Raw genomic sequence first — 13997 nt, forward strand, 5'->3', positions numbered from 1 at the left:
CGGATCCGGCGCGATCTACTGCCGCGCAGCGCGCCCCGCCGCTTTCGTGAATACCCGCGCGGCGACGCTGGCCGCCAGCTCGACCTGCTCCGCGGTCAGGGTCGGGTGGACCAGCAGCATGACGCTGGTTTCGCCCAGCTCGATCGCTGCCGGCAGCCGCTGGGCGGGCGCGAATCCGCTGCCCTCGAACGCTTTCTCGAGATAGACCTCGGAGCAGGTGCCCTGGAAGCACGGCACGCCGCCGGCGTTGATCTCGCTGACGATGCGGTCGCGGTCCCACCCTGGAGCAAGATTCTCGGCCCGCACGTAGCAATAGAATTTGTAGTGGGCATGGACCGTTTCGCCATCGCCCGCGGCCTCTCGGGAGGGGAAAGCGGGCAGGCGCACCGGACCGTCGGCGCCCGCCAGCGGCTCCAGCGCGGCGCGCAGCGCAGCGGCATGGGCGGCGCGCGCGGCCGACCACTCGGTCATCCGCCGGAGCTGGATGCGGCCGATCGCGGCCTGAACCTCGAGCATCCGCCAGTTGGTCCCGAAGCTCTCGTGCAGCCAGCGGTAGCCGGGCGGGTGCTCGCGCTCATAGACTGCGGTCCAGCTCTTGCCGTGGTCCTTGAACGACCACATCCGCGACCACAGTTCCGCGTCGTCGGTGGTCACCATGCCGCCTTCGCCGCCGGTGGTCATGATCTTGTCCTGGCAGAACGACCAGGCGCCGATATCGCCGATCGCGCCCACGCTGCGCCCCTTGTAGCGCGCGCCGTGGGCCTGGGCGCAGTCCTCGATGACCTTGATCCCGCGCTCCCGCGCCAGCGCCATGATCGGGTCCATGTCGGCCGGCCAGCCGGCGAGGTGGACCGGGATGATCGCCTTGGTCCGCTCGGTCAGCACCGGCGCGATGGTCGCCGCCGAGATATTGCCGCTGTCACGGTCGACATCGGCGAACACCGGCGTGGCGCCGGCGTTGACCACGCATGATGCCGAGGCGATGAACGTGCGCGGGGTGACCACAACTTCGTCGCCGGGCCCGATGCCGAGCGCTTTGAGCGCGACGTCGAGCGCCACCGTGCCGTTGGCCAGCGACACCGCATGCGCGGTGCCGGCCCACGCCGCATATTCGCGTTCGAAGTGGCGGCATTCGTCACCGGTCCAGTAATTGACCTTGCCCGAGCGCAGCACCGCGGCAACCGCGGCGACTTCTTCCTCGCTGAAACTCGGCCATGGCGCGAACGGGGTCCCAAGCATGGTCAGCGTTTCTCCATCGGCCGCGCCGGATTGCCGATCACGGTGACCCCGGGCGCAACATCGCGGGTCACCACTGCGCCCATGCCGACCACCGCGCCGGCGCCGATCACCAGCGGCTTGTCCGGCGTTCCTTGGCGCAGCATCGCGCCGGTGCCGATGTAGGCATGGTCGCCGATGTGGACATTGCCGTTGCACTGGACCCCGGGCGCGAACGTCACATAGTCGCCGATCACGCAGTCATGCTCGACATAGCAATAGAGGTTGGCATGGAAGCAGCGGCCGATCGAGATGTTCGAGGTCAGCGTGACGAACGGCGAGAGCAAGGCGCCGGGCCCGAACGTCACCTCGTCCATCACCACGGCATTGCCGGCGCGAGCGCCGATCACGTCGATCCCCGCCTCGCTGCAGCGCCGGTCGAGCTGCGCGCGCACGCGTGAATTGGCGATCGCGAGGCAGGCCGCCTTGCGCCCGGCCGGCTCGGCGGCGAAGCGGTCCCACCGCCAGGCCTCGTGGCCGTTGATCGCCGCCCCGTCCGCCGTGCCGTCGTCGATAAACACCAGGCGGACGTCGCCGCCACCGATCTCATCGCGCAGCAGCGGCATGATCCCGCGCCCGCACCCGCCTGCGCCATATACGCCGTAAAGCGCCGTCATCGCTTGCTCCCGGTGAATCGTGGCATCGTCGCTTCGCCCTCGGCGCTGATGCCGTGCCGCGCCACGACCTTGACCACTGTCTGCCACAGGATGCGCAGGTCGAGCCAGAAATTGTGATGATCGACATACCAAAGGTCGAGCGCGAACTTCTCGTCCCAGCTCAGCGCATTGCGGCCGTTGACCTGGGCCCAGCCGGTGATCCCCGGCCGCACCGCGTGTCGCCGCGCCTGCTCGGGGGTGTAGAGCGGGACATATTCCATCAGCAGCGGGCGCGGGCCGACCAGGCTCATGTCGCCCTTCACCACGTTCCACAGCTCGGGCAATTCGTCGAGGCTCGACGCGCGCAGGAAGCGCCCGAACGGGGTCAGCCGTTCGCTGTCCGGCAGCGGCTGACCGTCGGGCCCGGCGGCGTCGAGCATGGTGCGGAACTTGAGCACGGTGAACGGCGCTGCGTGGAGCCCGGGCCGGACCTGGCGGAACAGCACCGGCGCGCCGAGCTTGATCCGCACCAGCACGGCGACGACCAGCAGTACCGGCGCCAGCAGCACCAGCGCGAACGATGCGGCAAGCAGGTCGAACAGCCGCTTCACAGGCGCTTGCCTTCGGTCACCCAGGCGACCCACTGGTCGGCCAGCTTGGCGCGGTCGAAGCGCTGCTCGGCGAGGCGCGCGGCATTGGTGCCCATGCGCTTGAGCGCCGCGCGGTCGTCGGCCGCTGTTTCCAGCGCGTCGGCGAAGGCTTCGGCATCGTCGGGCGGCACCGCAAACCCGCAGTCTGTTTCCGTGATCATCTCGGCCAGCCAGCCGGGGTAATTGTTGAGCACCGGGCGCCCGGCGGCGATGTAGTCGAAGAACTTGTTGGGCGAGGTGCCGTAGTAAAAGGCGGGCACGTTGGCGAGAATCTGCAGCCCGAGGTCAGCGCCGGCGAGCAGCCCGGCGAGGCGCGACTTGCCGACCGGATCGTGGAACAGGACATTGTCGAGGTCCCTGGCGGCGGCGTCGGCCTGAAGCGCCGGCTTGAGCTTGCCGTCGCCGATCAGCAGCAGCTTGATGTCGCCGCGCCCGCGCTTCTTGAGCACGGTGGCCGCGGCGAGCACCGCGTCGAGCCCGTTGGCCGGGCCGTGGGTGCCGGTGAACACCGCCAGCAGATCGCCGTCGGCCACGCCGTCGGGCCGCCACGCGCCGGGCGCATCGCGAAAAATCTCGATGTCGCAGCCGTTGGGCACGCTGGCGATCCGCTCCTGCGAAATGCCGCGCTGGGCGATGCCGCGCGCAATCCCCGGCGACAAAGCGACGCAGCGCTGGGCGCTGTGGTAGCTGACATATTCGAGCACCCCCATCGCCCACAGGATCACCGGGTTGGTGATCACCCCCATCTCGCGCGGCAGCTCGGGCCACAGGTCGCGCACCTCGAACACGAACGGCTTGCCGCGCAGCCAGCGCGCGGCGATCGCCGGGATGCCCGCGGTGAGCGGCGTGCTCGTCGCGAAGGCGAGATCGTAGCGCTCGGTCAGCGCCAGCTTGATGCTCCCCCAGGCATATTTGAGGAAGGTGCCGGTGCGCTTGAGCAAGCCGTCGCGGTTGGAATAGGACAAGTCGAACTCGACCACGTCGATGCCGTCGACCATACCGCGCCGGCGCCCGCGCACGAACGGCCCGTCGAGCCCGGTGTTGCCGAGCCCGTAGCGGCCGCACACCATCGTCACCTGGTGGCCATGGTGGAGCAGCCGCCTGGCCATTTCGTACGAGCGGATCCCGCCGGCCCCTGCCGGAGAGGTGAAATGCTGGTGGAAATAGATCACGCGCATGCCGGTCAGGACTCCACGCGGGTGCGGATTATGGCAGGCACGCGGACCGCGGCTTCGAGCACCGGCAAATTCGTTTTCTCCAGGTAGTGCCGCGATTCCGGGCCGCTCGTGAGGCTGAGCTCGGCTGCCCCACCGTCCGTCTCCACGGTCAGCTTGAATGTTCCGTCCGTCACGCTGTTTCCTTCGAGCCGCCAGTCACCTGGCCGCAGCCGCCAGCGCAGCACCGCCGATCGCGCATGACCCGACAGGCGGTCGGTGCACAGCAGTGCGCCAGGCTCGAGCCGCACCTCGCGATGATGCTCGGCGCCGCGATAGTCGCGATATCCGGCCGCGGCCTCGATTGCCTCCCCCGTCCCGGTCACCGGCCGCACGCCGCGGCCCTTGAGCCACGCCCCGAACAGGAAGCGGCCCAGCCGCGGCATCTGGTCGCGCCCGTCGAATTGCACCGTGTTGTGCGCCGCGGTGCCGGACAAGTCGTCACTGTCGGCGCTGTTGTAGCTGTAGGTCCCGGCATCGCGCAGGATGTTGTCGCCGTCGACCCACAGGTCGAGGTGAAGCGCGTCGGCCTGGCTCGGCCGGAAGCCAAACCGCGGGTAGCGCAGGTAGGCGACCGCGTTGCCGGCGCGCAGCACGTGGAGGCCGCCGTCGTCGAAGGTGGTGCTGGCCGGGTGATCGAGCAGTTCGGTCGGCAGCGCGATCCCGAGCCAAAGCAGCGGCTGGTCCCACGGTCCCTCGGCGGCGATTCCGCGGCGGTCGAGGAACAGCGCCGCCGCCCATTGCAGCGTCGGGCGGAAATCGCGGAAGCCGTTGTCGCTCAGCGCCATCAGCCGTGCGCCGTCGTTGGCGCCGAGATTGGGCCCGTCGCCGGTCGCGGGATCGGTCAGCTGCTGCAGCCACCGCGTCGCCGCTTGCAGGCGCTTGAGGAAGGCGCTGGAAAACGCGGGCAGCCTGCGCCCCCGCCGCCAGCTCTCGGCGAAGCAAAAAGTGTCGAGCATGACGCGGTGGTAGACCAGCGAATATTGGCTGAACGTGCCGTCCGGCGCGATCAGCCGCAGCGCCTGGCGCTCGAGCTGGCGGCGTCCGGTGCGCGCCCAGCGGTCGCCCTCGGCCCCGCCCAGCCATGACCCCCCGACGAACAGCGCCGCGGCTTCGGAGGTCGCGTGATTATTGGCCTGGCCGATGGCATAGCCCATCGTCGGAGCGATCCGCGCGAGATGGAGGCGGACCAACGCGGCCAGCGCGGGCGGGGGCTTTTCGGCCTGGTCGAGCTGCATCGCCGCCAGCGCCAGGTGCAGCACGCGGATCGACGCTTCCTGCCCGCATTTCCAGTTGGCGCCGCGGTACGGCGGGTTGGCCGCGCTCCAGTCCGCCAGCCACGCGTTGAGGCGGTCGAGCTCGGCCGGGTCGCCGAACGCCGCGCGCTGCGCCATCGCCAGCAGCCAGTCGAACCGCGACGCCTCCCACACCGCCTTGATGTCGCCCAGCGCGGGGTCGAAGTCGGCGATTGACTGCCACGGCCGCTTCGCTTCGGCGTGCGCGCCGGTGAACGGGCTGCGATGCCAGTCGGGCGCTGTTGCGGCGGGGAACGCATGCGCCCCGAACCACAGGCCGGTCTCGCGCCAATCTTGCCGCGCAACCGCGCCGGGCGGGGGCGAAGACGAGCGCGCCGCGAAAAATGACCCGCTCGGCGCCGCGCAGGTTTTGAGCTTGAGCACCGGGTGAAGCCCCGTCTTCAGCCCCAGCCGGTAGATGGCAACGCGCGCGAGGTTGGCCGGGCCGAGCCCGAAATACGTCCCCAGGCGGACGCCGAGCGCAACCATCAGCCGCGCCGCAATTGCTCGGCGGCGTCGATCGTCGCGCGCGCCACCTCGAACAATTCGGCGGCCGCGATCGGCGCCTCGCCGCCGTGCTCGACCGCGTCGAGGAACGCCGCCGCGCACGCCGCCTGACCCTTGTCCTGGCGCCACAGCGCTTGCTTGCGGAAGCCCGGCCAGTCGAACCCGCGCAGAGTGCGGAAATTGTCCAGCAGCAGCGTGCGGCCCTGGACGAACACCTCAACCCGCTCCTTGGGGAACGAAGCGCCGCCGTTGGCGAGGTAATGGATGGTGCCGAACGAGCCGTCGGCGAAACCGAGCGCGATGCTCGCCTTGTCGGCGGTCACCGCCAGCGCGTCGCTGGCGCCCATCCCGAGCGCCGCGACCGAGGTGATCGGCGCCCCGGCGAGGAAGCGCATGAGGTCGATCAGATGGCATGCCTCGCCGACGATGCGCCCGCCGCCGACCGCCGGGTCGTGGACCCAATGGTCGGCCGGGATCGCGCCGGCATTCATCACCATCACGAACGATTTGGGCTCCGCGGTCGCGGCGAGCAGCTTTTTCATGCGCACGGTGAGCGGCGCGAAACGGCGGTTGAAGCCGACCATTAACAATCGGCCGGATGCGGCGTGCGCCTGCTCGACCCGCTCCAGCTCGTCGCGGGTCAGCGCCAGCGGCTTCTCGACGAACACGTGCTTGCCCGCGGCCAGCGCATCGGCGGTGAAGCGCGCGTGGCTGTCGTGGCGGGTGGCTACGACCACGGTCGAGATTGCCGGGTCGGCAACCAGCGCGGCTGCGTCCGACGTGGCGTTGGCAAAACCCGCGCGCCGGCCGTGGATCGCGCTGCTACTGCCCCCGGCCGAGGCGATGCTGTGGAGGCTGGCTCCCGCCGCCTTGAACGCCGGGATCAGCACCCGCGAAGCGTAATTGCCGGCGCCGATGAAGCCGACCACCGGCTTGCCCGCCGCTGCCGCGGTTCGCGGAGTCGGATCGAGCGGCACCGCGGCGGCGTGGCGCGCGTCGGCCGGATGATCGTAGGTCAGCAGGATCCCCAGCGCGCTCTTGTCGCTGGCCAGCACATCATAGGCCTCGGGTGCCTGCTCGAACGGCACGCGGCGGCTGATCAGCGGCGCGACGTCGATCCGTCCCGCCGCCATCAGGTCGAGCACCGCCGCGATGTTGCGCTGCTCGGTCCAGCGCACGAACCCGACCGGATAGTCATGGCCGCCTTGCTCGTAGGCGGGGTCGTAGCGCCCCGGGCCGTACGAGCAGCTGACCTGGAAGCTCAGCTCCTTTTCGTAGAAGTCGGCGCGGTTGAGCTCGAGCCCGGTGACGCCGACCAGCACGATGCGACCGCGCTTGCGGCTCATCTGCGCGGCCTGGGTGACCGGGTCCGACGACTTGGTCGAGGCGGTGATGATCACCCCGTCGACGCCGATGCCGCGGCTGAACGCGAGGCCTGCGGCGACCGCGTCTTCGCCGGCGCCGGGGTTGCAGGTCTCGGCGCCGAATTGCGCGGCCAGCGCCAGCTTGGCGGAATCGAAATCGATCGCCAGCACGCGGCAGCCGTTGGCGCGCAGCAATTGCACGGTGAGCAAGCCGATGGTGCCGACCCCGGTGACCACGAACGCCTCGCCGATGGTCGGCGCGGCGAGGCGCACGCCTTGCAGGCCGATCGAGGCTAGCACGGCGAAGCTCGCCGCCTCGTCGCTGACCGCGTCGGGAATCCGCGCGCAAAGGTTGACCGGCACCGCCACGACGTCGGCGTGCGGGCCATTCGACACCACGCGGTCGCCCGCTTCGAAGCCGCCGACCCCGGCGCCAACCTCGCGCACTCGGCCGACGTTGCAATAGCCCAAGGGGATCGCCTCGTTGAGCTTGGAGCGCACCGCCGCGACCGTCGTCAGCACCCCGTCGGTGCGCGCCTTGGCCAGAACCTGGCGCACCTTGTCGGGCTGCGCGCGCGCCTTGGCGATCAGCCCCGAGCGGCCGAAATCGACCAGCATCCGCTCGGTCCCGGTCGAGATCAGCGAGACCGTGGTGTCGATCAGCAGCTGCCCCGCGCGCACCTTGGGCGCCGGGCAGTCGAGCAGGCTGGTGGTGCCGCTGGAGAGATCCTGGAGAACTTGCTTCACGCTTTCCTCGTAATGCTTCTTTCGAGCCGCTGGAAACGACCAACACCAGGCGGCCCGAAACTTTCTATCGCTGACAGCGAAGCCACGGTCGAATGTGTCATCCGCCGAGTGGCCTCGAAGCGAAAATCAGAGCGCGTCTAATGCTTGGCCAAAACCATCATGCTGTAGCCGCCGAGAACCCGGACGGTCAGGTCCGGCGCCAGGCTATACATGAGCTTTCTCGGCCATTTGAGGAGTTTGGCCTTGGCTCCGCGATCGGGAAGCTCGACCGACCCTTGCGTGTAGAACCAGTCGACGATTTCGAAGCCGGTCTCGCGCAGCGACGCCAAGGCGGTCTCCTTGGTAAAGTAATGGAGATGGCCGAGATTCTCGCGGACCGAAGCGATCGGTGAGCCGCGAGCGACGGTCTGGGCCGACAAGTCGAGCGGGATATGGAAAATATGATAGGGCGCCCGCTCCCGCAAGCGGCGCAGGAAACCGAAATAATCCTCCACATGCTCGAACACGTCGATGCACAGGATGAGATCGAATTTCTCGGATTGCTGAAGGAGGTCGGCAGCATGGAACTCGACCTCGGGCCGCTGTTCGACAAGCGCCTTCACGTCGGGTGAAATATCGTAGCCGACGACCCGAATGTCGGGATGCTTGCGCTTGATCGTGGCGAGAATCTCGCCGGCTCCGCAGCCGATCTCGCAAATCGTCCGGGGTGGCACCGGAAGCTTGGCGATCATCTTTTCGATGTTGGCCGCCTTCCATGCGGAATGCTCGACATGCCAGCTGGGATTGTGGGCGAGATAGGATCCGTCCTCGTAGATCGTCGTCTCGGGCGCAGGCCGATCGTCGCTTTTCGCGTCGGATACAGGGGTCACGATTGTTCTCCGGTCTTTCTGATTGGCCACGGGGACGTCCAGCTGGTCATCGACTTGCGACCTTGGCCCGCCACGCATCCAGGACTTTTTGTTCGAGGTCGTCCATGTTGCCATGCTGGTAGGTGTAAACCCCCGCGGGGCGTGGCACGACGTCGGAGGCGACGACCGGGCATCCCGCCCACTGCGCCTCATGGATCGAAACGCTGTTGCCGTCGGTCGCGGTCAATCGCAGCATCATGTCAACCGACGACAGCAACGGCCAAAACTCCTTCTGTCCGGTCTCCACGGCGAGATGGCCGGCAAGGTCCGGAGCCTCGCTCAGCGCCGAGAATTCCTGCCACACCGAATTGTCCAGCGGGTCGCCGATGAACACAATCAAGCGGGCATCGGGCAGCGACTTACGCAGCCGTCGAAGCAGCCTGGCGGAATCGGCCAGGCCATAAAGGTCCTTGCCGTTCTCCTCCACCGGCCGCCATGCCGCAGTGATCATCACCGGCCCCTCGCCGGGCTCGGCCAGGCGCCGCGTCTCGGCACCATAGGTCGCGGCGACCGCGTCCTTGCGCGTGCCGTCGGGCGGGAGGAAGGTTCCGATTTCGCTGATCTTCGCCTGGTGCGCCGGATAATTGACGCGCAGGTGCGGCGACACCACCAATATTTCGTCGGCGAGCCGCAGCGCCAGGCGCCGCAACGGCTTGGTCCACCAGCGGTCGTACTTGAACGCACGCGACGCATTGTGATCGACGACCGCCACCGTCGTGAGCGGGTGCAGTGCCTTGGCGACCAGCACCGCAATCGGTTTCAGGCCGTTGAGGACGATGCGGTCATAGCGCCGCATCAGCGCGACCACCGCCGCGACCGGGTTCCCGGCCACTCGCCGGGGGTCGAGGTGATGTACGATCGCACCGTGCGCGCGCGCTTGCGCAATCCAGCGCTCTAGGAACACCGTGACGCCGCCGAGCGGCGGCGGAGTGGCGCCGATTGCCAATATGATCTGGCCGGTGGGCGGAGGGCGCATTGGATTACCGCCCGGACCGGGACAACGGCCATCGCGCCGCGCGGTGCAGCACATCGGTGCTCATGCCGGCACGCGCCGCAGAAACGAGTGCGACAGCACGATAGTCACCAGCGTGCTGGTACCGGCAAGGATGATCGCCGGCCACAGCTGCGGATAGCCGGCGTGGAGCAGCGCGAGCGAGGCTACCCCGCCGGCCAGTACGACCAGGTTGGGCAGCGCCAGCGGAAGCACGTCGCCGCGCTGGAAATGATCGACGTTCAGCATGTACACCAGCATCAGCGCGGCCGAGCGGATCAACAGCCCGGCCCACAGCGGCCAGCCGATCACGGGCGGCAGCACATGCGACCAGGTGAGCAGCGGATAGGCCGCGCTCCCGGCGGCAACCAGTCCCGCCAGCAAGGCCGCGGTGCACAGCGTGAAGTGGCGCGCCTCGGGCTGCCACGCCCCATCGCGGAAGACCCGCGTGCGCGACAGGTCGAACAGGAACGACATCAGGGTCTGGAACGCGATCGCATAGGACAAAGCGAGCAGATAGGCCGCCTCGACCTCGCGCGTTGGCAGCGGAAAATATACCACCAGCAGGCGATCGCCCATTCCAGCGAAAATGGCGATGCCGCCCAGCGCGAGAACCCGCAGCCCCATGCGCGAGCCGAGATGACGGCGCACGAACGACACATGGGTCCCGACTTTGCCGAGGCTGCGCAGCATCTCCGCGAGCAGCCCGCGCAGCCCGCTCAGCGACAATACTAGCAGGAACACCACGGCGGGCAGCGCCAGTCGCACGATCAACGAATCCAGCGAGGCCATCCACATTGCCGCCACCACCCCCGCGTCGGCCGCCGCGAACAGCAATGCCGGAAGGATCGCAAGCTTAGTGTGGTGGGCCACCAGCAGGCGTCCGTAGCCATAGCGCTCGACCACCTTGGTCACGCCATACAGGATGCCGGCGCCGGCCAGTGCGGGGTAGGCGACACCGTTGGTGCCGGTGAACAGCAGGCCCAGCGCGATCACGATTGCGGTCACCGCTGCCGACGAAATCGCCGCCGGCCCGTAATTCTCGATCGAGTCGGCTGCCCAGAATGCCCGGTTCAGCGGCGCGACGATCGCCGAGCCGAGCGCGAGGAAGAAGGCAACCAGGTTGAACAGCCCGAAATCGGCGGGGCTCAGGACGTAATAGCTCAGCGTGACCGCAATCAGCGCGATGCCCATGGCCAGCACCCGGACACTGCCGAGCGCAACCGCCGGGCCAAGGAATCCGGTCGATGTCACGCGCGTCCCGAGCGCCGCCGCAAATCCTCGACGCAGCGCGCGGCGGTGCCGCCGTCCCAAAACTCGGGGCGCGAGGGCGACCATTGTCCGCCCAGCGCCTGGTCCACCGCGGCCGCCAGCCCGGCCGCCTTGACCAATTGGTTGGTGCCTTCGGTAATGGTGATCGGCCGCTCGGTGTTGTCGCGCAGCGTCAGGCACGGGATGCCGAGGTAGGTGGTTTCCTCCTGCACTCCGCCGCTGTCGGTGATGACTGCGGCGCCGTCGACCACCAGGCTCATGAAGCGGACGTAGGGGAGGGGCTCGAGCAGCCGCACCCCGGCCTGCTCGAGGCGCTTGTTGAGGCCGGTTTCGGCTAGCCTCTTGGTGGTGCGCGGGTGGACCGGGAAGACCAGGGGCAGGCGCTGCTGGGTGGCGACCAGCGCCTCGACCAGCGCGCCGAGCGCGGCGTCGCCGTCGACGTTGGACGGGCGGTGGAGGGTGACCACGCCGAACGAGCGCGGGGCGAGGCCGAGCGCGGCTGCTTCGCCCGCCGCCGCGATTGCCGGGCGCACCATCTCGAAGCTGTCGAGCATGATATTGCCGACCCGCGTGATGCGTGTCGCGGGGATGCCTTCGGCGATCAGATTGTCGTCGCCGTCGGGCGACGGCGTCCACAGCACGTCGGCGAGGACGTCGGTGACGAGGCGGTTCAATTCCTCGGGCATCGCCCGGTCGCGGCTGCGCAAGCCGGCCTCGAGATGGACCACCGGGATCCCGCGCTTGGCCCCGACCAGCGTGCACGCCGCGGTCGAATTGACGTCGCCGACCACCACCAGCCAGTCGGGCGCGCCTTCGGCCTCGACCAATTTATCGAACGCCAGCATCACGCCGGCGGTCTGCTCGCTGTGATTGCCCGAGCCGACGCCGAGGTGAAAATGCGGGTCGGGCAGCTTCAAATCGGCGAAAAACGCGTCGGACATGTTGGCGTCGTAATGCTGGCCGGTGTGGACCAGCACGGGGGTGAAATCGCCCGACGCGGCCAGCGCGTGGAACAGCGGTGCGACTTTCATGAAATTGGGGCGGGCGGCGGCAATCAGCCAGACGGTCTGCACGAGGCTATAGGCTCCAGTAATTGAGGTCGGGGCGCAGCGCCGCGGGGTCGAAATTGGCCTTGAGGTCGGCAAAGATGCCGCCCGGCGCGACCATCGCACCAAGTTGCTCGCCGCCGCGCCCGAGATAATCCTCGTGCGACACCGCGACGATCAGCACGTTCAAGTCGCGGAAATCGTCGAGCGGGGACAATTCGACGCCGTAGGCCGAGCGCACCGCGGCCGGGTCGGCGAGCGGGTCGTGGACGATCGGGGTCAGCCCGAACGCGCGCAACTCCTCGTAAATGTCGACCACCTTGGAATTGCGGATGTCGGGGACATTTTCCTTGAAGGTGAAGCCGAGGATGCCGACGCGGCTGTTGCGTACTGGAAGGTCGTTGCACGCCAGCAGCTTGACCAGCCGCTGGGCGATATAGGCGCCCATTCCGTCGTTGACCCGGCGCCCGGACAGGATGACTTCGGGGTGGTAGCCCAATTGCTCGGCCTTGGCGGTGAGGTAGTACGGGTCGACGCCGATGCAGTGGCCGCCGACCAGGCCCGGGTTGAACTTGAGGAAGTTCCATTTGGTGCCGGCCGCGGCGAGCACGTCGGCCGTGCGGATGCCGACCAGGTCGCAGATCTTCGAAATCTCGTTCATCAGCGCGATGTTGACGTCGCGCTGGGTGTTTTCGATGACCTTGGCCGCCTCGGCGACCTTGATCGACGATGCGCGGTGGATGCCCGCTTCGATCACGGTGCCGTAGAGGTCGGCGAGGCGGTCGAGCGTTGCCGCATCCTCGCCCGCGACGACCTTGACGATCTTCTCGATGGTGTTCTTTTTGTCGCCCGGATTGATCCGCTCGGGGCTGTAGCCGAGCTTGAAATCATTGCCCCAGGTGAGGCCCGACGCCTGCTCGAGTGCGGGCGCGCACACTTCCTCGGTGACGCCGGGATAGACCGTGCTCTCGAACACCACCACCGCGCCCGGCGACAGCGCCGGGCCGACCAAAGCGCAGGCGGCGCGGATCGCGCCCAAGTCGGGGCGGCGGGCGTCGTCGATCGGGGTCGGAACGGTGACGATGAAGATGCTGCACCCGGCGAGGTCGGCGGGGTCGGCGCTGATCGTCAGGCGCGATGCGGCGAGCGCCTCGGGGTCGATTTCATTGGTCGAATCCTTGCCGGCGCGCAGCTCGGCGACGCGGCTCGCGCTGATGTCGAAGCCGACCACCTCGAACGAGCGGGCGAAGGCGACGGCGAGCGGTAGCCCGACGTAGCCGAGCCCGATAACGGCGATCTTTTCGTCACTCATACGCGCTGGTCTTGCCCTTAAGCTGCGGTCGGGGACGGCCGGGTGCCGCTGTCCGGGCGCCGCCACTGCTGGATGAGCGCGGACGGTCGCCAGGACGGCGCAGGCCGCGCGGCCAGCCTCCTAAGACTTTCTCGCGGAATCACAAGCAAATCGCCGCGGTCGCGCTTCGGCCTGGACGGCAGGTGGTTGAATTCGCGCAATTTAGCTGGTTGAAGGCCGGGCATGAAAAAGATACTCATGATTTCCGTGGCCGCCGGCCTCGCCACGCTCGCCGGCTGCGCCTCGGCGCCCACTCCGCAAGTCGTCGAGGCCCCGCCGCCGCCGAAGCCGGTTGCGCTGACCGCCTCGGCCAAGGCCGACCAGGCGGCCACCGCCAAATTCGGCCCGCGCACCTTCAAGCCCGGCGAGTTCGTGTGGAGCCCAGCCGCCGCGCCGGGCGAAACCAAGGTCGTGATCAGCCTGAAGCGTCAGCTGGCGTGGGTCTACCAGGGCGAGGAAATCATCGGCATCGCCACCGTGTCGAGCGGGAGCAAGGGCCATGAATCGCCGTGGGGCGTGTTTCCGATCATGGAAAAGCGCAAGGTCCACCGCTCGAACCGCTACTCCAACGCGCCGATGCCGTTCATGCAGCGCCTCAACAAATGGGGCGTCGCGCTCCACGGCGGGGTGATCCCAGGCTACCCCGCGTCGCACGGCTGCATCCGCCTGCCGGTCAAGTTCGCCGAGAAATTGTTCGGCGTGACCAAGGTCGGCACCGAAGTCATCGTCGACGCGCCCAACGTCTAGGCGCGGCCCGGACCCTTGCGCGCGCGCCGTGGGC

At 68.3% G+C, this 13997-nt stretch carries 12 protein-coding genes; 1 reads left to right on the top strand and 11 read right to left on the bottom strand.

Annotation, left to right across the window (positions count from 1 at the left end; genetic code table 11):
* Positions 1 to 15 precede the first annotated feature (15 nt).
* The 11 genes from RMP08_RS04665 to RMP08_RS04715 all read right to left on the bottom strand — a co-directional run bounded on the left by RMP08_RS04665 (position 16) and on the right by RMP08_RS04715 (position 13177).
* On the bottom strand, positions 16 to 1239 hold the full coding sequence (locus RMP08_RS04665; protein WP_310467826.1) for a DegT/DnrJ/EryC1/StrS aminotransferase family protein: 1224 nt from the start codon (positions 1237 to 1239) through the stop codon (positions 16 to 18).
* 2 nt (positions 1240 to 1241) lie between these two features.
* Entirely contained in the window at positions 1242 to 1892 is a 651-nt protein-coding gene (locus tag RMP08_RS04670) for an acetyltransferase (protein WP_310467827.1), read from the bottom strand.
* Positions 1889 to 2482 carry a sugar transferase gene (locus tag RMP08_RS04675; RefSeq protein ID WP_310467828.1) on the bottom strand — a complete coding sequence of 198 codons (594 nt, stop codon included), beginning with the start codon at positions 2480 to 2482 and terminating at the stop codon, positions 1889 to 1891. Before RMP08_RS04675 ends, RMP08_RS04670 begins: the two co-directional genes overlap by 4 nt.
* Positions 2479 to 3699, bottom strand: a complete 1221-nt coding sequence (locus RMP08_RS04680; protein ID WP_310467829.1) for a glycosyltransferase family 4 protein — start codon at positions 3697 to 3699, stop codon at positions 2479 to 2481. The genes RMP08_RS04675 and RMP08_RS04680 overlap by 4 nt, the downstream gene beginning before the upstream one ends.
* 5 nt (positions 3700 to 3704) lie before the next feature.
* A complete protein-coding gene (locus RMP08_RS04685) occupies positions 3705 to 5519 on the bottom strand; it encodes an alginate lyase family protein (RefSeq protein WP_310467830.1) in 1815 nt (604 codons plus the stop codon).
* On the bottom strand, positions 5519 to 7648 hold the full coding sequence (locus tag RMP08_RS04690) for a bi-domain-containing oxidoreductase (protein WP_310467831.1): 2130 nt from the start codon (positions 7646 to 7648) through the stop codon (positions 5519 to 5521). The genes RMP08_RS04685 and RMP08_RS04690 overlap by 1 nt, the downstream gene beginning before the upstream one ends.
* Before the next feature lie 137 nt (positions 7649 to 7785).
* A complete protein-coding gene (locus RMP08_RS04695; RefSeq protein ID WP_310467832.1) occupies positions 7786 to 8547 on the bottom strand; it encodes a class I SAM-dependent methyltransferase in 762 nt (253 codons plus the stop codon).
* Between the two features lie 16 nt (positions 8548 to 8563).
* Entirely contained in the window at positions 8564 to 9532 is a 969-nt protein-coding gene (locus RMP08_RS04700) for a hypothetical protein (RefSeq protein WP_310467833.1), read from the bottom strand.
* Positions 9533 to 9592: 60 nt separating this feature from the next.
* A complete protein-coding gene (locus tag RMP08_RS04705; protein WP_310467834.1) occupies positions 9593 to 10801 on the bottom strand; it encodes a hypothetical protein in 1209 nt (402 codons plus the stop codon).
* Positions 10798 to 11892, bottom strand: coding sequence for a non-hydrolyzing UDP-N-acetylglucosamine 2-epimerase (gene wecB, locus RMP08_RS04710; protein WP_310467835.1), 1095 nt, complete (start codon positions 11890 to 11892; stop codon positions 10798 to 10800). The genes RMP08_RS04705 and wecB overlap by 4 nt, the downstream gene beginning before the upstream one ends.
* A 4-nt stretch (positions 11893 to 11896) precedes the next feature.
* The gene (locus RMP08_RS04715) at positions 11897 to 13177 is read right to left on the bottom strand and encodes a nucleotide sugar dehydrogenase (RefSeq protein ID WP_310467836.1); all 1281 of its coding nucleotides are present in this window, start codon (positions 13175 to 13177) and stop codon (positions 11897 to 11899) included.
* 222 nt (positions 13178 to 13399) lie between these two features.
* On the opposite strand from RMP08_RS04715, the gene RMP08_RS04720 reads away from it, so the two are divergent.
* Positions 13400 to 13963, top strand: coding sequence for a L,D-transpeptidase family protein (locus RMP08_RS04720; RefSeq protein WP_310467837.1), 564 nt, complete (start codon positions 13400 to 13402; stop codon positions 13961 to 13963).
* The last annotated feature ends 34 nt before the right edge of the window (positions 13964 to 13997 follow it).

The organism is Sphingomonas sp. (genome assembly GCF_031426035.1).
GTDB lineage: Bacteria > Pseudomonadota > Alphaproteobacteria > Sphingomonadales > Sphingomonadaceae > Sphingomicrobium.

Coding starts and splice junctions, on each gene's coding strand:
- RMP08_RS04665 (WP_310467826.1), bottom strand. CDS start 1,239: ATGCTTGGGACCCCGTTCGCGCCATGGCCGAGTTTCAGCGAGGAAGAA.
- RMP08_RS04670 (WP_310467827.1), bottom strand. CDS start 1,892: ATGACGGCGCTTTACGGCGTATATGGCGCAGGCGGGTGCGGGCGCGGG.
- RMP08_RS04680 (WP_310467829.1), bottom strand. CDS start 3,699: ATGCGCGTGATCTATTTCCACCAGCATTTCACCTCTCCGGCAGGGGCC.
- RMP08_RS04685 (WP_310467830.1), bottom strand. CDS start 5,519: ATGGTTGCGCTCGGCGTCCGCCTGGGGACGTATTTCGGGCTCGGCCCG.
- RMP08_RS04700 (WP_310467833.1), bottom strand. CDS start 9,532: ATGCGCCCTCCGCCCACCGGCCAGATCATATTGGCAATCGGCGCCACT.
- RMP08_RS04715 (WP_310467836.1), bottom strand. CDS start 13,177: ATGAGTGACGAAAAGATCGCCGTTATCGGGCTCGGCTACGTCGGGCTA.
- RMP08_RS04720 (WP_310467837.1), top strand. CDS start 13,400: ATGAAAAAGATACTCATGATTTCCGTGGCCGCCGGCCTCGCCACGCTC.